This is a genomic window from Halorubrum sp. SD626R, from assembly GCF_001261915.1.
Lineage (GTDB): Archaea > Halobacteriota > Halobacteria > Halobacteriales > Haloferacaceae > Halorubrum.
On sequence record NZ_CVRT01000106.1, the window covers coordinates 49,368 to 71,566 of the forward strand.

At 53.3% G+C, this 22,199-nt stretch carries 14 protein-coding genes; 6 read left to right on the forward strand and 8 right to left on the reverse strand.

Features of this window, described 5'->3' with window-relative positions:
- Positions 1–5: 5 nt before the first annotated feature.
- The gene (locus SD626R_RS16475; protein ID WP_137782710.1) at positions 6–653 is read right to left on the reverse strand and encodes a BrxE family protein; all 648 of its coding nucleotides are present in this window, start codon (positions 651–653) and stop codon (positions 6–8) included.
- 138 nt (positions 654–791) lie between these two features.
- Between SD626R_RS16475 and SD626R_RS17290 the strand changes: the two genes are divergently transcribed.
- From SD626R_RS17290 to SD626R_RS16480, 4 genes are all read left to right on the forward strand, one after another.
- Complete coding sequence (locus SD626R_RS17290; protein WP_241996782.1) at positions 792–2,087, forward strand: metallophosphoesterase family protein; 1,296 nt, start codon at positions 792–794, stop codon at positions 2,085–2,087.
- Positions 2,088–2,323: 236 nt separating this feature from the next.
- Entirely contained in the window at positions 2,324–3,370 is a 1,047-nt protein-coding gene (locus SD626R_RS11285) for a hypothetical protein (protein WP_137782709.1), read from the forward strand.
- A gap of 217 nt (positions 3,371–3,587) precedes the next feature.
- Positions 3,588–6,179 (forward strand): DEAD/DEAH box helicase, encoded by a 2,592-nt coding sequence (locus tag SD626R_RS11290; protein WP_092566459.1) that lies wholly within the window; start codon positions 3,588–3,590, stop codon positions 6,177–6,179.
- Between the two features lie 423 nt (positions 6,180–6,602).
- Positions 6,603–7,601: a hypothetical protein gene (locus SD626R_RS16480; RefSeq protein WP_137782708.1), complete on the forward strand. Its 999-nt coding sequence runs from the start codon at positions 6,603–6,605 to the stop codon at positions 7,599–7,601.
- Between the two features lie 206 nt (positions 7,602–7,807).
- Here SD626R_RS16480 and SD626R_RS11300 read toward each other — a convergent pair whose 3' ends face one another.
- The 6 genes from SD626R_RS11300 to SD626R_RS11325 all read right to left on the reverse strand — a co-directional run bounded on the left by SD626R_RS11300 (position 7,808) and on the right by SD626R_RS11325 (position 15,384).
- Positions 7,808–8,221 carry a TRAM domain-containing protein gene (locus SD626R_RS11300; RefSeq protein WP_176697315.1) on the reverse strand — a complete coding sequence of 138 codons (414 nt, stop codon included), beginning with the start codon at positions 8,219–8,221 and terminating at the stop codon, positions 7,808–7,810.
- Between the two features lie 1,017 nt (positions 8,222–9,238).
- Positions 9,239–9,907 (reverse strand): hypothetical protein, encoded by a 669-nt coding sequence (locus SD626R_RS16485; RefSeq protein WP_137782707.1) that lies wholly within the window; start codon positions 9,905–9,907, stop codon positions 9,239–9,241.
- A gap of 412 nt (positions 9,908–10,319) precedes the next feature.
- Positions 10,320–10,592, reverse strand: a complete 273-nt coding sequence (locus SD626R_RS11305) for a DUF8110 family protein (protein WP_092566461.1) — start codon at positions 10,590–10,592, stop codon at positions 10,320–10,322.
- 91 nt (positions 10,593–10,683) lie between these two features.
- Positions 10,684–10,959, reverse strand: coding sequence for a hypothetical protein (locus SD626R_RS11310; protein WP_092566462.1), 276 nt, complete (start codon positions 10,957–10,959; stop codon positions 10,684–10,686).
- A gap of 74 nt (positions 10,960–11,033) precedes the next feature.
- On the reverse strand, positions 11,034–13,958 hold the full coding sequence (locus SD626R_RS16490) for a phospholipase D family protein (RefSeq protein WP_137782706.1): 2,925 nt from the start codon (positions 13,956–13,958) through the stop codon (positions 11,034–11,036).
- A complete protein-coding gene (locus SD626R_RS11325; RefSeq protein WP_137782705.1) occupies positions 13,948–15,384 on the reverse strand; it encodes a hypothetical protein in 1,437 nt (478 codons plus the stop codon). The genes SD626R_RS16490 and SD626R_RS11325 overlap by 11 nt, the downstream gene beginning before the upstream one ends.
- Before the next feature lie 210 nt (positions 15,385–15,594).
- Here SD626R_RS11325 and SD626R_RS11330 point away from each other — a divergent pair, with 210 nt between their 5' ends.
- Both SD626R_RS11330 and SD626R_RS11335 read left to right on the forward strand, forming a co-directional pair.
- Complete coding sequence (locus tag SD626R_RS11330; protein ID WP_092566466.1) at positions 15,595–16,020, forward strand: DUF6884 domain-containing protein; 426 nt, start codon at positions 15,595–15,597, stop codon at positions 16,018–16,020.
- A 96-nt stretch (positions 16,021–16,116) separates the two neighbouring features.
- Positions 16,117–17,280, forward strand: coding sequence for a hypothetical protein (locus SD626R_RS11335; RefSeq protein ID WP_092566467.1), 1,164 nt, complete (start codon positions 16,117–16,119; stop codon positions 17,278–17,280).
- A 61-nt stretch (positions 17,281–17,341) separates the two neighbouring features.
- Here SD626R_RS11335 and SD626R_RS16495 read toward each other — a convergent pair whose 3' ends face one another.
- Entirely contained in the window at positions 17,342–22,180 is a 4,839-nt protein-coding gene (locus SD626R_RS16495) for a hypothetical protein (RefSeq protein WP_137782704.1), read from the reverse strand.
- Positions 22,181–22,199 lie beyond the last annotated feature (19 nt).

Sequence of the window (22,199 nt, forward strand, 5' to 3'; positions counted from 1 at the left end):
ACTCTTCACGCGTTTTCCGGTTTAAGCTCCGAGTTGAGTTGGTAGTACGGCACACGTAGCCGATCCGTATTCTGCCCGTACCCTCGCAGAAGAGTTACCAGCAGACGCCATTTTTCCGGATCGATTTCTGACTGCCCATACCCCTCTTCGCTGAGCTGATACGAATCAGCCGCTGGTTCTGGAAGTGAAATAGAAGACGCGGTGATATTCGAGGCAGTATGTTCAATAATTGGGTCCGTCCAATTGCTCTCCAGAGACTGGACGGAGAGTTCTTCAAGAGCAGTCAACGAAGGTTTATCGGGAACGTTGAGATCTTCGATGGCGGCTCCGAGTTGCGCTTCGAGTTTTGGACCGAAGGAAAACAGCGATATGGAATCGGCAGGGAGAACGTCTGACTCCGCTTTCCGACCGACCTTCATTGCGAGGTTGAGTTGCGACTGTAACCGTGTTTTAGGGGTCACTTCTTCTAGTCTTGCTCGACCGGTTTCTGAGAGGACGCGTGAGTCCCACCATCCTTGATTATTCGATTCACCAACGCGTTCGATCAATAACCGAGATGCGATGAGATCCAGAAAGAAGTCATCTTCCAGTCCCGTCTCGCGGAGATTCTGCCGTGTTGAGGTGAATACCTCGACGAGATCTTGTGAAGCCATATGTACATCCTCAAGTGGGGATGGCTTAGAACCAGCGTCTCAACTCTTAGAGCACGTCTGTCGTGTCAAGACGGTACGGAACAAATATCCCCATACGACGGGGAGTTAGCGAGTACGATGGCTTCTGGGAACGAGTTGATGGAGTTGTACGACAGCCTTTCTGGTCTCTATAACTCGCTGCCTGAGGAGACGGATGTGGAGTGGAAGCGGGCAGTAAAATCGGTGTTGTACGGTGGTGAACTGCTGGCTGAAGGGGCGTCGAGTTACGGGAAGCAACAGAATAAGCGGAATAATGTGACGCGGAAAGAGTACGTACGTCAGTATGGGGATGGGTCGCGGGTTACGGAGTTTTCAGCGATTACAGTGGCAGAACCACGACCACGGGATCTACAGTATATCTCGTCCGGTGTGGTGATCCCGGTTGCGCCGGAGTCTGGAGAGGTACTCCCGGTACACGTTTCGACGAACGAAGTCGATCAGGCCATCTCGCTACTGGCGGAGTTCCCACCGGAGCCCACAGCGGACCGGCCAGGAGATGGTGTCGACGTGCTGCTTGATCCGGCTCGTGTTCGTCGTGCTCAGGAGAATACGGGACGGGAGCCAGAAGGCGATGCGGTAACGGTGCTGTTTGTGAGTGATACGCACTTGGGGTACGAGAATCGGGCGGTGACGGGGAGCGGCAAGACGGTGTCGTGGATCAGTGAAGTGTCGAGTACCGACGCGTTCACGCGTATCGCAACGATTGCGATTGAACAGGATGTTGATGCGGTTATTCATACGGGCGATATTGTCGACCACGAGGTTGATCAGGAAACGCTCGATAGCGCTGCGTCGAGGCTGGAGATCTTATCCAAGGTAGGTATCCCAGTCTACTGTATCATCGGCTCTCATGACCGAACTTCGTACGCACCGCAGCATGAGAATTCGGTGAACGGAATTGCGTGGTTACAACAGCAGGTTAGAAAGGGCACCCTCGTGGAACTCTCGACGAGTCCGACGCCGGTTGCCGGTGGGCCGCTCGACGCGTATGGGATTCCAGCGGGCAATACTGGGATTGACGACGTTGCGAAGTTCAACCCGCTGGGATGGGAAGCATCCAATATGGAGTTCGGTTCGTCATCACCTGGGCCGAACGTACTCTGTCTCCATGACGGCGTCACACCATACCGAGATCGATCGACTGCTGATATTGATCTGGATCAGTTGCTCACCCGATCCGGAATCTCGTTCGATTGTGTATTGGTCGGGGATGAGCATCGACCGAAAGACGATGACTTCGAGAACGGGTATTCGTTCAAAGCGAGAGACGGAACACCAGTACTCTACACCGGACCAGCTATACGAATTAGTGAGCCATACCGTAATCATGAATCACTTGTGACAGAACTGACGTTCGCTGCTGATGGAGTCACGATGACTCAACACTCAGTATGAACGTGGAATATACTCACTTCGTGGAAATTCTACTTCAGATGAAGCCGACAAACCGGGCACGTGATCCTGTGAATCCGATCCGGATAGGTCTCTCGTGTTTTTCCATCATCGCGGGACGGAACTACGGAGCTGCTTTCAACTGATTTTACGAGGTGTGAAAATAGCGATGACGATCGTGCTTATCGGTTTGGTACTCGGTCACAGGTTCTAAGCAAGTTAACCCGGAACGCATCAGTATGACTACTGGCGTCACGGATTTCATCAAGATTGGAGAGGTGCGGCAGGAGATTGATTCTACGTATCCAAACCCCGGAGAGGACGTGACAGGAGAATTAGCGGTTTCTAACAATGGGTACAGCCATCGGCTTGTCGGACACGCATTCGAGTTTCTGTGCCGAGCGCTTCTCTATCGCCGTTGTGACGAGATTCTGCGGCCGTGGTCTCGATTTGGAGAATATCGACGACAGACGGATGGTGAGGTCCCTTGGATCGGCGTGGAGCGGTATGATGGAATGAAGTGGGAAGACCACCCGAATATTTCTAGTCAAGAAGAGTGGGAAGCGCTACAGGATGAACGTCCTGTGTGGGAGCGTGAGCGGAGTGCGGTGCAGTGGACGGAAGATGAGGAGTTGACGAGAGTCGTTAATCAGTATATCGAGACGGGGATGAATACTGACGGGGTTGTTCGGGCTGCGTTGGTTAATGCCGGGTGGAAGCCTGATGAAACCGTGCAGTCTTGGATTGACCGGGCTGCGTTTGCGGATGATATTCTCGATGAGATGAGCGAGTTGTTTGAGTTGGTGCGCGAGGCGTCATGGACATGCGGGGAGACGGTGATTGAAAAGCCGCAGTTTGGCAATCATCGCTACGTACTCCCTGGAGAAGGCGATTTCATCGTGGATGATCTGCTGGTGGATATTAAGACAACAGAACGTCGGGCCTTCACGAATGCGTTCTGGCGGCAGTTGCTACTCTATTATGTACTGACTGATGTCCAGCGAGTGTTGTACAACGAACGAGACGGCGATGAGGATCATAGTTCGTCAGTTGAATACCCGGAAATCAACAGAGTTGGAGTCTATTTTGCCCGGTACGGAGAGCTCCAGACGGTGGAGATAGACAGTGTCATCGACGACCGAGAGCGGTATGAAGAGTTCAGGGCATGGATTGTTGATCGTGGGATTGAGGAGAATCGACACGCACAGAAAAACTACGAGAGGGTTCGAGGAACCTTGACTGAACCTTATGATTACAAACGGCAACAAACGTTCTCGGATTTCTAGCACCGATAATTGAGCGGATACTGGTGGCCTATTTCCTTCGTCGTTACCTCGGTAGGTGATTGAGAAGCGTACATCAGGTGATTTTAGAGAAGTTTCACAGGCGTGGAGACGATTCCTGCGAGCGATACTATCCTACTCAGGAGCGTCTACGATGTGTACAATCGTGAGAGTGGGATTAACCACCACACATATATGACATGACACGTGACTATTCATAGTGCGACACTTTGGGAATCCTGAGTACTGGTCATTCACTGAGTACCGCGAGGATTTCCTTTCAGACCGCCCCACTATTGAGCAGCTTGCGATACTTGATGAGGAGATCGTCACTAAGGCACTTCTGTCACGGTACCAGGGCCCGATCGGTCCGAACGAGTGGTCCTTTCTCGGGGGGTACTACGGTGAACTCTTCGGGAGCTTCGTATCCGAGCGCGTTGCAGGGCTCATCGATACGACACCGATTGAAACCAGGGAAGATCAGTTCCACGCGTTCCGGAAAGCGATCATCAATCTGAATCAGCAGTTACCGTCAGGTAGAACTGCAGACGGCACGACGATTTCACGTCCAGCGGAACGCGTACTTCTCAAGCGACTGCGTCAGGAGCGGTACGATCCGTCTGACCTAGACGTCTCTCATATTAGTCGCGGCAGTGGGTTGTATTTGCTTGAATTGTTCGCCACGGCAGCTCAGCAGTCAGCTACGACAGAGACGGACCTGCTCAAAACGTTACTGGCACAGACTACTGCGTTCAAGAAGCTTGACGAAGCGGAAGCTCGTGCGTTACTGACCCGACCTGTGCTGATGGTGTCTCTCTGGGAGAATCAGCGGGAAGGGCTTGACCACTGGCTTGCGAGCGACGGCGAAGGGATTCTCGAAATGGCGACGGCGACAGGGAAGACGGTTGCTGGCATCGCAGCGATCGCTAATCTGTGCGGTGACGTGCCGGAGAATCCTGAGCAGACCCCCCAGACTGACGATGCAGAGATCATGATCGTCGCGCACTCGAACGCGATCCTCAGCCAGTGGGAGCGAGAAATTCGGGATAAGCTTGGATTGACGACACGGGCGGGCAGCGGTAGCGGACGCCCGGACAGGTTGTCGTTTTCGACGGCGACGGTGGAGTTTTATACGGCTCAGTCGCTGCTCCCCCGCTATGACCGTGATTTAGCCGATCAATACGACCTCGTGATTTACGATGAGGTGCATCACTATTCGAATCTTGACGGTGGGTACGGCGAGGCGATACGCCGGCCGAATTACGACCGTGCGATGGGGTTATCAGCGACGATCGGGGAGCAAACAGACCCGAAGCGAGACCGGCTTGAAGAGATCCTCGCACCAGTCGTCTATACGTATGACTTACAGGACGCTCAACGTGATGGAGTGATCCCTGACTTTGATTGGACTGTTCATCCGATTGGGTTGGACCCGTACGAGCGTGAAGAGTGGGAGCAAGCGACTAAGTCGATCACGAATCAGTTCCGAGCGCTCAAACACGACGATACGACAACGAAAATGCTTCGCCAGTTGAGTGTACCGTTCACTCAACTTGAGGACCTCGGTGACTTCATCCGCGCACACCGGGCGGCAGAACTCGAACTCGACGATGTGCCGGACTCGTGGGGGCAGCTCCAAGCGGCGATTCAGAGTCGGAACTGGATCCGGCACCGATCACAGCCGAAAATAGAGGGTGCGGTAGCGCTGGCTCGTGAGTACCTCACCGGCGTCGATGACGGTGTCAAGCTGGTGATGTTTGCTATGGACATCGATACCGCAGAGCAACTTGGTGAGGAGTTGTCCGACGCGACAGAGAACGTGTTCGTGGTACACAGCAAAATCGCTGCCTCTAGTAATAAGAAAGACCGGATGGTTAATCGCCGGATAGAGCAGTTCTCAGCGGCTGATCACGGTGTCCTCATCGCGCCAAAGCTTCTCGACGAAGGAATTGACGTTCCGGATGCTGAGGTCGGGATTAACGTCTCGGGGACGAAGACGAAACTCCAACTCGTACAGCGGATGGGTCGAGTGCTCCGCCGACACGGCGATCAGGAACCCCATTTCCATCACTTCGTCGCTGTGCCCGAAGGCGACGATCACCTCGCCGGGTTAGACGACAAGCAGTACGTCCAGCAGCGTCACTGGGTGCGTGAGCTCGGTGAAAAGATCGGGCAACAGCCGACGATCGATGAGGCGAACGTCGACGACGCGTTGCTCGCTCGTGCTGAGGCCCGCGGGAACGAACTGTGGGCTCAGGACCTGCTGGATGATCTTGAAATCGAAACTGTCCAGGGGTCGGTTCGGATGGACGAGATCGTCGAGGGACTAACGCCATCGGCTGTTGAGACATTACTCGACACTGTTGATTTCGACCACGATACGGTGGTTGAATCTGATTGGGAGACAGCAATGACACTACTCCGCACGAATGAGTCCCTACCCCCAAATGCACTGCAACGGACGTGGTGGCTGTTCCCGGTTTACCGTAACCGACCGGACGAACTCCAGGAACTGCTCCGTAAGGTAGCTCAATATCGTACTGCGTCAGATACAGCTGATGACGACAGTACACCAACAGAAACGACGAGCCAGACGAGCACGCGCGGAACCAGTGACACGTCCCCGACAGACTCAGGGAGCACAGATGACACAGGAGAGCTATCAACCAAAGGTACTCCCGAGACAACTGACTCGCCATCGACGGATAACAAGGGGACTTCCGTCGAGCCTGATAACCAAGATGACGATGATTCTGGAGAGCAGTCCGATGACGGAAGTGTCGTTAGTCGGATCATGAGTCTCTTTTCATAGTTAGGATAGATAGAGGGCATTATAGAGCTATTCGCAAGGGTTCTCTTCACACCGTTAACTCAGAATCACCTTTTAGGACGCTCTTGCTTATTGCTCCGTGAGCCGACGACTACCGTACTCATTATCGGTGCAGTTGGTGTCGGACAGCTGCCAGAGTGCTTTGTTGTTTGTTTGGAGAGCAGCCAAGGTTAGTCGCACATTCGTAGCACGTGGTGTGATCGTAGAAGCCATCCAGTTCGTCTCCGCCTTCAGTTAATGCGTTCGCTTCAACGGATCGTTCGGTCGGACCGAAGCACATCTCAATCATTGTAATGTGGAACCCTTCTCTAGTGATGCGCTCTAATTTGAGTTTGATGACTAATTTATACAGCCTGTATCATTGCTGGGATGGTATTATGATACAAAAGAACGATATGCTACTTGATGGTTGATTATGATGAGTCAGCTCTTCGGCAGATGGCTCAGGCTGCACGACATGATTCAGTAACTGTGGAGAATTTGAAATTGAAGAAGAAGTCGGGAATTATATTCACAAAAAAGTGGTTGTCTGCCCCCGTTGTATCTTACCTGACTGCCTCTGAACAGCCGCATGTTATTCTCAAGAGTAGAGATCCTGTTACGATTAATGGCGAAAATGTTGGTGACCGAGGCTATGGTACCGTCTTGGTGATTACTGATGAACGGTTCCTTTTCATTATTGGCGAAGAAAACACTGACCGCGTCATCTCAATCCCTTTTCAGTCAGATGTCGGGTTCGAGTTTGAACCGACTACAAGTGCCCAAAATCAATCGCTGCTTGATGTTTACTTCAGTGTCTCATTTTGGATTCGGCATGAGAACGGAGAAATCGAGATTAAGCCCTCTAATGATCTTGACTATGAGGATATTTGGACGATAGGAGACACGGTTCTTGATTTCAGCAAAGGGGATGTCGATTGGATACAAGAAGAGTGGTGGGAAGACCGTGCAGGAGAACATGATGCACTCTACGAGATGGCTGACGGTGCTCAGAGTGATACCGTAACGGCTCGTCGACTGGAACGCATTTTTTCTTACTTACAAGAGGGCGAGACTCCAGCGTTCATATTAACAGAGGGGGACGTTGGTATTGGGATTGCAGAGGGCACCGGTGATGAATCGACAATCCGCTGGCAACAGGACGATTACTTTGACTGGGTTGCCATCACCTCTGAAAGAATCTTAATTGCATTTGATGAAGAGATTGAGAGCCTCATGTACACTGAACTCGATTCGGTGAAGATCTCGATCCAAGAACACCATGACGAGTATGACGATGAATACTATGAGGTACCCTATCTCTGTATTCTCCTTAACGATTTTATCTATTTTATTGAGGGGAGTGACTTCACGGAAACCGACTTACGTCGTGCGGTAAGGTATATTCGCAATCGGACTCCGTAGGCGGAATCCTTCGTGCTTATTGTCCCAATTTCGACCAGTTAATTGGAAGTAGTCATGAATGATTTTGGCTCGGAATGGAACGTTGAGTGGGCGACACCGAGACCACAGGATCATGGGGTTCTCGACATCTTAATGTTGTATTGATCGCACAGACTCAAAATCAGTCACCCTGTGTGGATTTCAACAAAGCCGGATCAGCAATTCAACTACTCGTAGTAGCTGACGCGCTCAACAACTTCTGCGAAGGCGACATTCTCGCGTACATCGGTGATCTCGATGGTGACACGCTCGCTCTGTTTGGTGTCGGGAACAATAACGACGAACCCGCGTTCAACACGCGTGATACCGTCGCCTTGGTCGCCAATATCTTCGATTTCAACGGTGCGTTGTTCGCCTTCCTGGACAGGGGGCGTCTGTGTCACTTGCTCGGGCTGTGGATCGGCTTCAGTATCGTTGGTCTCGTTGGTCGCGGAAGACGGTAGAACAGCCACACGGTACGTCTCGTCTGCCTGTAGCTCGCCAAGGCGGATCTCTTGCTCCGGTACCTCAACCACATATGACCTATCACGCTCTTCGACCTTTCCTGAGAACAGACACCGAAGTTCATCTGAAATTTCCATTTGAAGACCTTACACCGGGTACGCGACGAAGAACACTTTACTCTGCTGTCTGCGGCTACTCCGGCGCTACAACGTCCTCACACGCCGGAGACTCGGTCCACACGCCTTCGGTGCCGTCTGCCTTCTTGTACTCAACAAGAATCCACGCTACCGAGATGTCCTCACCACTTTCTGGGCAGCGACCGAGAAACGATTCGTCAGCATTCATGGAAAGGGGGGAAGGAGCGTATGACAGTATTCCTTCCAAATGAGTCTTAATCGATCTTGAACGTAAGCTTTTGGCGGCTTTGCGGGTCGAACACACCGGATTTCCGGTGGGTGCGGACCACCAGTAACATTAATTCACGGTCAGCAAAACGTCTGATCGTATGAGTGTCCGCACAGTACTTACTCGGCTCCTGCCCGGTGATGAGACAGAAGTAGTCGTGGAGTGCCGCCAGTGCGGTGAGACTCTTTCGTCGGGCGAAGATGAGTGTCCCACGTGTGGATCAGATGAGATAGAACACTTTCAGATTTCAGAGTAGATTGGTGCGATTGGAATTCATTCGCCTATAGGGTGTCACAGAGCAGTTCACGGACCCGCTGTATGGCGATCTATCTACTCTTGTGAGATGGGTCTAACTAATCCGCATAGATCTCTGAGTAGCTCAGCGTCTGGTGATTTTTTTTATGGATCATCAGAGTGATCCGCACCCGAGTCACCGGGCTCGTCCGAATCTCCATCGGCATCGAAGGAATTCCCATCGCTCAGGGCAGCCCATTGGCCTTCATACTCGGGGACTTCATCGATACTTTCACGCTCCGCTGAGTCCGCTGAAGAAGCGGTTTGGTCGGGCAGATCGCCGTCCGTCTCTCCACTACAGTTCTCGTCGCTCACAGTGTCTTATTCGTCGTCTTCGTCGAAATCGCCCTTGAATATGACCTGGCCTTCGTACTCAGGCACATCCTCTTCGGACTCCCGATCCTCAGAGGTGCTGGAATCTGCGCTCATACCTGTATAATACTCGTCCGACGGTATTAGTGTTCTCCCCGGAGCCGCAAATACCGTTGTACCTGTCCTTTGATCCCAGTAAGAGCTATGTATATTATAATGAATACCAAGGCGACGGCGTTCTCGTACCACTGTACGGTACGAATTGTCTCGATCCCACCGAGTGTAAACAGCACTACAGCGGACACTAAGAAGATGAGCGTGAGTGTGGCGAATGGGGCATTATAGGCGTTCGTGCGGTAATTCTGTTCAATCCATTTTGAGTAGCTGCGAGTGAGGCCGCGGAGACGTTTACGATCTGGAGTATCACCTTCGAAGACGATTCGGCGGAGACTCCCGCCCGTCACACCGATGCGGAGCGCTGAGGCAGTATATGTGAGCGCGGCTACTCCTGTTGAGAGTAGGAGTGCGAAAAGGCCCAGCTCAGTGTATATATTGATGACATCCGGGAGAACTTCTTGTACTGGGTCACCCTGTCCCCCAGTTCCAGTTGCAACCGAGAGACCTGTGAGAATGAGGCCGACAATTACTAAGTTGATGCGTAGAATCCGAGCCGCCTTGTCGTCGATGTTATTCAGTATCTCGTTTTGCTTATCTATCGTGCGGCGACCCTCTTCGAGAGCGACAAGATCGAGATCGAACTCCTCAGTCGAAGTAGCTCCAGCATCATCATCACCGGTTTCACCACCCGACATTATGTTTATGCTATGTCGAGGAGCGTTTCTATTTTAATCCTTACTCCGCGTCGGCAAGTATTCGATTATCTGTATTGACTGTAGTGCCGCGTCAAGTTTGAACTGCTAGAATTGACCGAGAGACGCTTTATCGGATGAATCTAGCGATTTACGGCTGAAGCGGCAGTAGCCGGGTCAGAATAAATCGCCTGCTAAAGGTCTCATCAATGCCGATCGTTGGGACGACATTTACAGGATCGACACCATACGCGTCCAGGTTCACTGACCGCCTGCTGCAGCCCAGTGCTTGTCCAAAGAGAGGATTTCAACAGAGCCTGGCAACTATGATCTGACTCAGCCACATCTGATTTCAGTAGCCGATGATTCGCAAGACTGCTCCCCAACAACAACGCACTCACCAAGAGCGTTCAGTCTAGTCTTTTCTGGGCTTGGTGCCGGTCCGTAGGTTCTCACGGTACTCACCTAACCCATTATAGTACTCTCTTTGTTCTTCGGCAGTCATCGTTTCGTGCACATCTGGGTCGTAGAATGGGCGTTCCTCGACATCAGGCACATCCATTATCACCCCGAGTTGGGCGACTTTCGGATGATAGTGTTCGATCACCCAGTCTTCACCGTGTTCGTCGACTGCATCCCAGATGTACGGGGCTGCTTCAGGGTACTGTTCGGTCAACGGATCAGTCACGACTGAATGTTCGGGGTCCAATAGCAATAATAGTTCGAGGCACCGCGATAGTACGTCGCGCTACTTGTCGGAGAGTCCGTTAGGGTGAGATCTACTCGTTAACGACTTCGGTGATCGCAACGAGTTCATCCTTCCGGAACGCTCGGTCGATGTTCCCTGTCTCATCCTCGTCACGTTCACCAGTTCTTTCGAGGATTTCAGCTCGCATCCGTGATTTTGGTGGCAGCGACCCAGTGTTGGCATTATAGTCGACGGCGTCGCAGATTGCGGCGAGATCCTCTTTCGTGAACGTCGTCGAGATCTCCCGCTCAAACCGTCCTGTTGCTCTCCGGATTTCATTCCTGAGCTCGTTGACAGTCCGTGTCATACTGAGTAGCACGCTGGCTTAGGTGAAGGCCCTGAGGGTTAGGGATTGTGTGGTGCCCTGGCATTGAAATATGGTTAGTTGTCTGTAAAGTAGAATAGGAGCATTTCTTTCGGGTGGATGTAGAGCGGATCGTACGATTCAATGACGAAGGTTTCGGCTGTGTGTTCAGCTGCTTGTTTGAATTCATTCAAATCAAACTCACCAATGAATTGTGTGAGATCCACGTCTGGTTCGGCTGGCGAGTCTGTGACCTGTCGGGTGTCGTGGTCGAGCTTAACCTGTAGGCCATTGGCTGATTCTGTGACAGACAGTTCGAAGTTGATGGCGGTCTCAGTGTAGATTGTTGTCTTGGCTGGGCCGCCACTGAGCCACAGGCGGAGTGTGAGCGTTCGTGTTTCCCCGAGGTGTTGGCCTAATATCGGGATGCAAAGCACACCGTCGTCGCGGGCAACGTCGAAGATTTCGTTTCTGACTGGTTCTGTGTCAACGTAGAGCCTTGGCGTGATACACTCGGTCACGTCACTTGCTCGGGGTCGCAGAAGGGTGTCCTGTTGAATCGTCGCCCACCCCAGCAAGGTGTCCGATCGGAGTCGGCCGAGTGGCTGTTCTGTGGGGACGCCAATTAATGAGGCGGTGAGCTCGTCAACGAATGGTTGTTCCTTGACGATGTACGAGCCACCAGGGAGCCAGATATTGACCGGTCCGTTAGCGCCGGTGAGTTGAACGATACCGCGATACGTAACATGTGTCCGCATCTCTTGTGGTGGAATCGGTGTTGAAACCGGTTGAGTGGTTCCTGAGCGGAACACACCTGATGGGCGCCACCAGACGGCGAGTTGGTCGTGTTCGACCTGCTCCAGCAAAGTGTCTGGTGGGGTGATTGTCACCGGAATCTCTGTTGAGATCTGGTCTTCTGGCGACGGTTCTTTCTCAGCCAAGAAGGGATTGTTCGGGCTGTTTGGGTATCGGTTGCGGCTGAGAACTGGGTTGAGGTCGTTAGGGGTGGCTCTCCACTGGTCAGTCGAGAAGTGCGGCTCCAAATCAACTGGCGTGTCTGACTCCAGTTCGGGTAATGTGATTTCGCCGTTGGTCTGCGTGATGTAGTGAGTTAACGAGCCGTCGATAGCGACGGTGAGTGTCTTGGCTGCGTGTTCGGGGGATATGTAGTAGTCTTGTATGTTGGCCTGGGTTTGTGGTGCGAAGCCGATGGGATTGATTCGTTCGTCCCGGTCGGTGTAGAAGGCAATGTGCTGCGGGTTGGGTTCAATCGCAGGATGGGTTTCGACGCGGACTTTGAGTAACGTACCGAGGGGCTCGACGTGTTCTTCGGCGGTGGTGATGCGGTGGAACAGTTGGTCGATGTGTGGTTGCGCATCCGGTTCGATGATCGCATAGTATGTTTCGGGAGTGTCGCTGGTTGCGCGGAGCTGTACGGAGTGAATTGTCTCGACATCTTGGAAGGATGCGTTTTCGACAGGGGTACTACGACTTCCGTTCCAGATGATTTCGTCGTAGTTAGCCCACTCGTTTGGGAGCGGATCTTCGGGCCCTTCGATGCCTTCTTCTGCGCGAAGCTCACGGATTTCGTGGCCTGTATACTCCAGTTCAGGTGGGGAGTGTCTCGTATCGGCTGTCAGTCGGACAAAGTCGATGATTCGGTTCGACTGCCCGTTTAACGACGGGAATGGAGCCTCGAAGCCGTCGTCGATCCGGGTGAAATCGAGGTCGTATTCGGAGCGGTCGCCTGATGACAAGTCTCGAATACGGAGTGTTCCGGACAGTGAGTCGAGGGTGGGGAATGAGTCGTCCCACGCAACGGTGACTGAGTCGTGTTTGAGTGTGGTATTATGTCGGAGTTGTGTGTCTAACCACGTCTCTGTACCTCGTGTCTGCGGTGTGCCGGTCCCGCCGGCTGTGACTATCTCTCGGTCGGACGGATCGGTGTAGGCCTGGGGAAGGAGATCAGTAAATAGGTGATGTAGCCGTTCGTTGTCGGGTGTTCCTTCTAATGCGACGCCGATTTCGAACCCGGCTGATTTCCGGCTCCAGGCTCGCCAACTGAGGTTGGCTGACGTGAGGATAGTTCCAAGGGATCGAGCGTCACCGTCTGGGTAATCAGTTAGCGTGATTGCTTTCAGGTGGGCCATCCCGTCCCGGATTTCACGACCATCGCCCAGGTGGTTTCCTTGTTCGCCTGGCGCTCGGGCGCGAAACTGGAACGTGCCGAATTTGTCGTTAAGTTCTGTGATTTGGGCGGGGGAAAGCTTCGTTTCGTCAGCCTGCATCCGTGAGAGGCGCTTCGTATAGACTGTGAATTCGATGTCCGATGCGGTGAGGGTGTCGGGAAGATACGAGCTGAATTCCTCGATGCCCTCATAGGACACAAACGGTGAGTAATACTTGATTTCGAGTGGCGGTTCTGTATCTTGTAGCAGCTCGGTAAATGCTGACTGGAGCGTGTTTGACGTGAGCGTGTGTACGACACCTTCACCGAGACCGGTGTTTGCAACCCACGAGTCGGCTGCGTGGGTATCGTTACCGGTCATTGATGCACCGACGATAGTGGCAATCTGCTCAATGATCGGTGAGGACGAGAGCTCTGCTGGCGCTTCACCGTCGATGAGCGATTTGGGTGTCGGAGAGTGTGTTAATTCGCCCTCGTACCGAGCACCCCATTCAACGCCGCCATAGAGACCGTTCCGTGTGAAATTAAACGATCCGAGATACGCGACAATCCGTGACTCGTTGTATAGCAGATAGATTTTCGCGTGTGTTTTGCGATTGTACTCCGATAGTGTCGGCTGTGTGTTCGCGTCTCTGACGGTCCGAACGGTTTCGCTTGGTCCGCAGATTGCCACTTGGTCTTGTGGGTCGAACCAGTCCAAATACTGCTCGGAGATACCGTGTGTGAATATGACGAAGCGATTGAACGGTCCGTGTTCAATTTCTTCACGCAGCCGATCTCCGACCCCCAATATCTCGACGGGACTATGACTCATAGGCTTCTAGAAGTGTTTCTGTCCAGTTGCGAAGCGGGCCGATACCGTAAAAACTCGCGCTATTGGTGTTTGAGGGGAATTCCCGGATCCGGTAGGTCTCTTGGTCGTCGGTTTCAGGTTCGATCGTCCCGTTTGTTTCGAGCAGGTCAAGCAGTACCTGTGGGGGGTCGGTACCTTGTTCAAAATTCGTTCGCAGTTGCGTGAGGAACCGATGAATGCGTGGTGATTCGTTGGGATCGATTTCTGAGAGCAGCCGCGGCAGGTAGTTGAGACCATCGTCCGGTCGGGAGAGGAACTCCTCAAACGTCCCTGTTCGGTCTGCTCTGTTCTCAAAATGCGCTTCAACGGTTACCCGTTCGAGGATCGGGGCGTCGGTATCTAGTAACTCTCGGCTGATCGTTTCGCCATCCGCCATGAAGAAATTCAACAGCCAGTAGTAACTCGTCTCATCGAGATCGGTGGTCGCACTCGAAGGAAGGTCTGACAGCTCAACGAGATTCGTCCCGCTCTCTAGGATAGTTTCTGGAGCAGAGGTAACGATGTCGTGGATGCGACGCATTTCCCGATCAAACTCGTTCCCGGAGTGTTTCAACGGACCGATATGAGCGACGAACAAAATTGATCGCACGAAATGTTCACCATGTTCGATGGTGGCAACTGCTTGGAACAACGCGGTTGTCTGTGCCGGAGTGAACTGGAAGGATGTCTCCGCTAAGGTGATGAGGTGCGGCTCATTCTCTGGAATGAGAAGTTGTGTGGCAAACTGTATTGTGGAGCCAATTACCGTGAGGTTGCTCGCGCCGCGAAGGACACTGTGGTTGCGGACAAGACTCCCGACCAGCTCACAGAAATTTGTTAGCGCTCGCTTCGACCGTGGCTGTGACTCATCCTGACTTGCGCTCGGCAGCACCTCTTGATTAATTCGTTTACGCAGGTCAATGTCTAGATCGGCACAGCGAGTTACGAACCAAGATGCGAGGACATCGTCAACGAACCGGTCCGTGTCGTACGATGCACCTTGCGTAGCCATCCGTTGGAGTTCGTCTGCGACGCGGTCGTAGATGTCGCCTTCGGACCCGTACTGTGGTTGAAACAGATAGTTCTTGACTGTCTTTACACCAGCGGTGAGCTGTACTGACGATGGTTGCTCGATACGTGAGGTGAGAATATACCAAAGCAGGCCCTCATCGTACAGTGGTTCATCGTCCTCGGTTGTAACGTAGAATAAGAGACGGTCCTGTGCTGCCGGATCGATTCCACGTCTGTGAAGATGAGCCGCGTGTTTGACCCAGAACAACGAGTGCATAATCATCCCGACACCCGGGAAGACAAATTCTCGAAGCTCCTTCGGTCGGAACAGTCGTGATCTACTGCTCGTATCCTGGCTTGCTGAGAGAAAATAAGACGATGAGCTAGCCTTTGGCATACCAGACAATCCTATCCGGATTACATATTCTTTTCTCCGGGGTCCCCTCGTCTATCAGTCACTATCTGAGCACCGTCACGCTCGATTTAGACGAAGCAGCCCTGGATCTGACTCTGTATCTTGGATTCAAAGGCTACCGAGGTGAGAGTTCTAGCCGGTTGATTAATCGCTCCAGTACTGTTTTTAGCTGCCTCACTTCAACGAAGAGGTATGGAAGTTGGATTGGTTAGTTGTACGAAAAGCAAGCGTGCCCAGGCTACGCAGCCGCGAGAGTTGTATATGGAGTCGGCACTATTCAGGAAAGCCCGTCAGTACGTTGAGGCGAATCACGATACTTGGTATATCCTCTCTGCAAAGCACCATCTGCTCGAACCAGACGGGGGGCAGATTGAACCATATGAGGAGACGTTGCGTGGCGCACCGGTAGCGAGGAAACGAGAGTGGGCTGCAACGGTACGTGACCAATTACGGGAAGAGGGCGTGTTGACTGGTCGGAACCGGCTGGTGTTCCACGCAGGACAGGATTATTATGACGAACTCCAGCCGTTGCTTGCGGAGACTGAAGTTGAAACCTCGGTACCGACAGCCGGGCTACGGTTTGGTGAAACGCTCGCGTGGTACAACGAGCGGCTGTGACACAACAGGTCGATTGGTTGGGGGGCCGGAGTGAGAGACTGGTCCGATCGGTGGTGGCATAGTTTCAAATTGGGAGCGGCCAATGAGCTAGTTAAGATGGACGAACCGGCTGTTTTCAAGCACGTAATTGATGAGCTTGAGACACGCGATTACCAGCCGCTCGTTCACGTACCAGGCGCACACGAGGAGACATACGCGGACGTGCTGGGCCGATGTGAATCGCACCAGATCACGATTGGTGGTCGGTATCCAGACGTACTTGGGTTCACGAATTCGGATCGGGTGTTTGCGGTTGAGGTGAAGGGATCGGGCGGGTTACTGCGTGGGATCGGGCAGGCATTAACGTATCAGCAAGGGGCGCACGTGTCGTACTTGGCGGCGGCTGAGGATGTCGTAACCCAGCATACTGATTTGCTACGGTCGAAGGGTGTCGGGGTAATCGGAGCGACAGAGAGCGGTGTGACGAAGTGGTCGAGTCCGCCGACATCTGAATCCCACGAGCAAGTTGTCGATATTGAAGGGCAGCTCTCGATGCGGTTGCGACGGAGCGATATTAGTGGTGATATTGCGAGTTTGTCGCTGGCTCAACCCTTGAATTATCTCGCTCCGGTCATCGCTGTTGCACAGCACGGGCCGCTGGCTGGTGATGAACTCGTAGACGTGCTTGCTGATGAGTACGGCTTCGGTGCTGGAAAAAGCGCTCGACAAAGCGCGGTGTCTTTGGGATTGCTGCACGGTGACGCTCGGTATTCGTTGACGGAGCAGGGTGAATTGGCCGCGACGGTTCTCCGCGGGTCGGGGGTTTCGACGTTACAGGAGCTTGATTCGGTGAAAAGTGAGGTAGGCCGGGCAACAGTCGTTGAGGAGCAGCGGCCGCTTGCGATTCTTCTACGGAACTGCTACGAGCGGCACCCAGAATTCCGGCTACTACTGGATGCGCTACGGAAGGAAGGCCCGCGAGTGTATTTCCCAGACTTGCTCCGTCGACTGGTTCACGAGTATCCCAACGTCTTCCTGAATACGTTCTGCACGCGGTCAGGCCGGACCCGGGCCCGTGAGTTGATTGAAGATGGGCGTACCGCTCGAATCTATGAGGAAGAAGCGGTCTGGAAAGATATTATCCGGACAAACGTGTTGTTCAATTTTGTCCAGCAACTCAAACACATCGGGATTCTCGCTATGGAAACACGGAGTCACAGCGGAGCAATCAGAGAGTACGACGCTGAGGCGAAGCCGTGGATACTGCGTGAGACGCAGTAATCGGCGGTATTAGTTCCTCTGCTAGTCGGTTACACTTTTTGAAAGGTCCATCATCGGTAGGTCAGAGGTCAATTGATTCCTCATTATCTTGAACGTAGATGATCAGGCCGTCGTGGCCGTAGCCTTGGTTCCGGAAGCTGTTGACTAACTCAGGGAGTCCGTCAAGCTCACTGGTTAGGTCCACAGCTTGTCGTCCGGATTGAACGCCTAACAGCCGCCACGAACCCTGATAGAGCGTTTGGTCTGTATTTTCAGTCTCAGCTGCGTGTAAGACTTTGCGATAGATCCGGAGCTGGTTTTGGGTCAAATGTACCTTGTAAGGGCCTTCATCGCCCAAGCTCTTGATTTCGTATCGAACGGGCTCGATCTCGTCACCGGTGCGTTCCAGCCCGAGCATATCATACCCTGCACCATCCCATACGCTTGAGATGTGGAGACCGGATTCGAGGGCTTCACCGCTACCTGTTTCGTGCCATTCTCGAAGGCCGCGTTCCAGATTTTCAGCTGTCCGGCCCGAGGATGGAATCACTGATAGAAGGCTCTCCAGAGCCTCATCAAACTCTCCTCGTGCCTTCGCATCTTCGAGAAGTTCTACAGTCTGCTTGGTGATCCACGATGCGGCCGCTCGCTCGGCATCGTCACCGACTGCTTTCGTATTCTTCCATTCAGATTCGAGATCTTCGATCTCTACGATTCCGTTTTCAGTTTCGTTCGGATCACCTTCGGACAGCCTTGGTCGACCCCAGCCAAGATCCTCTGTGGTTGCCACGTTCTCGACGGGTTCGTACTGCGGTGAGACTTCAATTAGCCGATCTTCGAGTTCTTTGGGGGCTGGTATCGCTGCTTCAGGGAGTGCTCCGCCGAACGGATTACCTCGTAGCCATTCGATAACGGCCCGTGTCGGGTCGAAGGCGGCTCGTCGAGACGCATCTTCAGTAATGTATTCCTGTAAGCGATCTTCGAGTTCATCGTCAGAGAACGTTACCTCAATGTGTTCTTCTATGAGGTGCTCCAAGAACGGAATGAGTCGTTGCTCCCATTCCGTGAACCACGCGTCCCATTCCGCTCGGTGTGTCTGTTCGCAGGAGAACTGTGGCCGGAACGGCTCCTGAGCGTCTGTCAAGTCTATGGATCTTAATGCAGCATTCACGTCAGCAGCTGTAAGGGACCATGAAACTGCGGTCACATCCACATCGCCAGGATCGATATGAGAGAGTCGGTTCCACCAATCATTAACCTGAATATCGAGTTCAGATAGCGCCATCCGCACCTGACGGCGCAGCTCCTCGTGTTCCTCGTCATCGAGTTGGCGGAGATGTCGCTCGTAGGCGTCAACCAAGGAGATTGCGTCGCGTTTTTCCAAGAGTCGTTCGACACGGCTGACATCATCTGACTCGTAGCCGCTGAGGGCCTGACCGAAGAGTGGGCCGACGCCAGTAGCGGAATCCTCAAGCAACAGTTTAGCTAACGGCTCACCGAATTCATCAAGCGGTGGTGAACCTGTGGTTCCGTCTGGCGTATCAAAGATAATTGTCGGTGGGTCCGGTTGCAGATAGAGCGCGTGATTGTGAGTGTTCTTGTACCGCGTTGCAGTCAGTGACTTTTCCCCGCCGAGAGTTGCTTGGAATTCGATCCATGCGTTCTCAACGTAGCGAATCGTGCTGCTTCGCCATCGATCAGCCGCTGTCGCCGGGTCAATATCAACTTGGTTTGTTGTACTGGCGAGAGCAAGCAGATGTGCGATGATTGGTCGAAGTTGCTCTTCGAGGTTCTGAACGACTTCCACTTCTTCGCTGCCCCGGTGGGCTGGGTACACCTGACGTGAAATATCAATCTCGCGTGCGGCCAGTGGCTCGTATCCTCGAAGAGTCTCAGTCCCGATCGTCGCTGCAGCCAGCGGCACCGCTGGGAAGAACCGGCGCATTTGATCTCGGGCGGTGTTTGTCGTTGGAATCCACACATCTTCGTCCGGTTCATACCACGCTAATCCTCGTTCACCGAGCGCTCGTGGTTCGTCGACGGGTCGATACCCGAGGATGGGGATCTCTCGGTCGTCCGCTTCAGGATCGTGTTCCCGACTGATCGTGTTGAGAAGACGGTCAAATAACCGAGTCAAGGCCTGCCGTGCACGTGGATTCTCTTCGATCTCGTCTAACCGATCCGCTGTTAGTGAATGTGCCTGAGTCAGTAGTCTGAAAGCTGGTTCTGCAGCGTCTCGTCCGAGACTATCCATATCGGTCCCGCTGACCGAATCAAGGGCGATCAACAACTCCTGTGAGAGTGGAGCTTCCTTCGACACACTCCAGAGTACAGACGGGAACTGGCGCTGCTGACGGGAGACAAGCGTGATCTCTGCCGGAGAAATCCGATTTGGTGGTTCTTCAACGAGGAGCGGTGGTTCTGCTTCCCCTTCAGCGTCACCGACTGGGAACCAGGCTTGATTCCGGAGTGCCGGAAGGATCTCGATTGGCCGCCGCCCTTGCTTTTCCTCGTCTAATTCATTCCGTTCAGCTTCAATAATGTCTGCAAGCCACGAGTCCCAAGCTACATCAAGCGATGTTAGCCACGCAGCCGGATCAACCGAGTCTGAAGTCGCAGGTTCTGTTCCGAGACGGAGTGGATTCCATTCCGTCCCTGCCGCAACTAACACCGGGGGTGTGTCGCGCGGCGCAACCGTTCCGTCCTCGCCCCCTTCGACTAACGTGAGTTGAACTCCTTTATCAGGATTGGGCGGTTCCGGCGTTACTCCAATGAACGCGAGGAATGAATCCAGATCCGCATTTTCAGGGAGTGAGGGGAGTTTTTCGACGGCAACCCGATCTCGTGTGAGTTGACGTGCTGGTTCCCACTGTCCATCTATTGTCGGGAGAAACAGTGTTGCGATGGCACGGCCAGCAGATCGAGCATTATCGCTATAGACATCGTCTCTAATTGCTCGCCATCCGGGACCATGCGTATCCGATTCTGCCGGGGGAGCTGCACTGCCTTGAGAGTTGAGTGCGAAGAGATCCATCGTGAACTGAATCAGTTCAGACTGTAATCGCTCCGCACGGTCCGGATCAGCATCTAATGGCTTGTACTCCCAGTCAGTCAGAGCGTTCGGGAGTTGCCGGAGCTCTGCGAGGACATCCCACCGATTGAATTGATTCGCTCCAAGAGGGTGTGGTGGCTCTCGATCGAAACCGGACTGGAACTCGTATGAAGTCACAGCACGTCCGGCCTCACGGAGCGCAAGCGGGAGATCAAGCTGTGTTGTCTCTGACCGACGGATGAAAAGACGATGCGTGTGTCGATCAGTCTGAATCTGCCCGCCAGCTGTCCCTCGTTCGGGGAGTTGTACAGCGGGCGTGTCGCTCGTCCGGTCTTCATCTCGCGTCGCGGTGATGGGTGCAACACGAGTGCCCGAATCTCGTATCGCGTCACACATCGCTATCGCGCGCCGCCGCCAGGTTTTCGTTCTGCGAGAGGATTTACACGTCCGGTCAAGCCAGTTACCTGCCGCTTTCCAGAAATCATCATACGTTGAAAGTGGCCACTGGTCTTGCTGCTCGAAAAATGCATCAGCCAGTGCCGCCCACTGTCGATACCGATCCGGTTCTTTTACTCCAGCTTCGGAAAACAGTAGATCCTCTATGTGGTCGACGACGATCTTGGCGGCGTCTGAACTCTGTGACCCTGGGTCGAGGAACTGCCAAAAATCATCCCGAGGCGTCCCACCCGAAGTGATCTGTGGGACAGTAGTAACTGCTTCAGGGTCGATCCACGTGTACTCAAAGTCATCATCCGGAATACCGAGGTGATTGAAGATTGCGTGGAGATGCAGTTCCGCGGCTGCTCTAAGTAGGGCTCTGTTGTATCGACCAATCGTCTCGTCATCAAGCCGAAGGGCTGTTCTATCCGTTCGTAACTGGAAATCACCCTGGAGATCGATACCGAAGGGAGTCTCGATTAGCGTGGGCAGGTAACCGTACAGTCCGGGTATTGAGTCATCCGAGCTGGCTTCCAGTCGTGGCCAAGCGATAGCTGCACCGGGCGAGGAAACACCGTGTTCAGCCTCTTCAGCGAGCGATCGCAGTTCTGAGGATGCCCAGTAAACGATCGACCGTTTCGCTTCCTCTGGGTTCGTCGATGGCCAAGTGGATTTCTGGAATCTGTTCCCCCAGGCATCGAATGAGATGGTCAGTTTCCGGCGGTCATCGAATAGCCCGATGAAGTTGAGATGCCGTTGTTGAAACGTTTCAACGGACTCACGTAGCTCATCCTCTTTCCCGGGGGTTATCGGGACTACCACGACCGTGCTAAAGTCGGAGACATCGTCGGGGGTTGGTGGTTTATCGGCGCATAACGGGAGTGGGAAATGGAAGCTGGCCCGTTGTTCGTCGTCGTTCAAAGGGCTCTCCGTCAAATCAAGGTACTCGGCGTGACCTCTCTGTAACTCTGGTAGTTCGAGTCGCTGCTGCCACGTGTCGTGATCCAGTGGAAGATGCATCTCCATTCCCCACCACCCAGGACTTTCAGAGAATCGACTCCAGACACGGGCGAAATCCCCTAGCCAGAAGACAGACCGAAATCCGACGCCTTTGTTCCCAACGCTCTCTTCAGGACGCTTATTCGACACGTGTAGAGTACAGAGAGCGTTAAAGTCGGGGCGACGCCGTCCTTGAACATCTGGGGGATTCGAATAATTGTATTCTGGATCTACTCGAATGGGTGCCCCGTCGTTCGCAACGACAAGTGCCTGCTCAGTCGGCCCCCAATCGACATCGCGGATTTCGACCGCAATGTTAGATTCAGCCCGATCAAGTGCATTCTGTAAGAGTTCAAAAAGAACACGAGCAGTATACTGCCGACGAATTGATTCTTCGGCCTGCAAATCCCGGTACGCATCGTCACCGCTCATTCCGGCCGAATTATCGTAA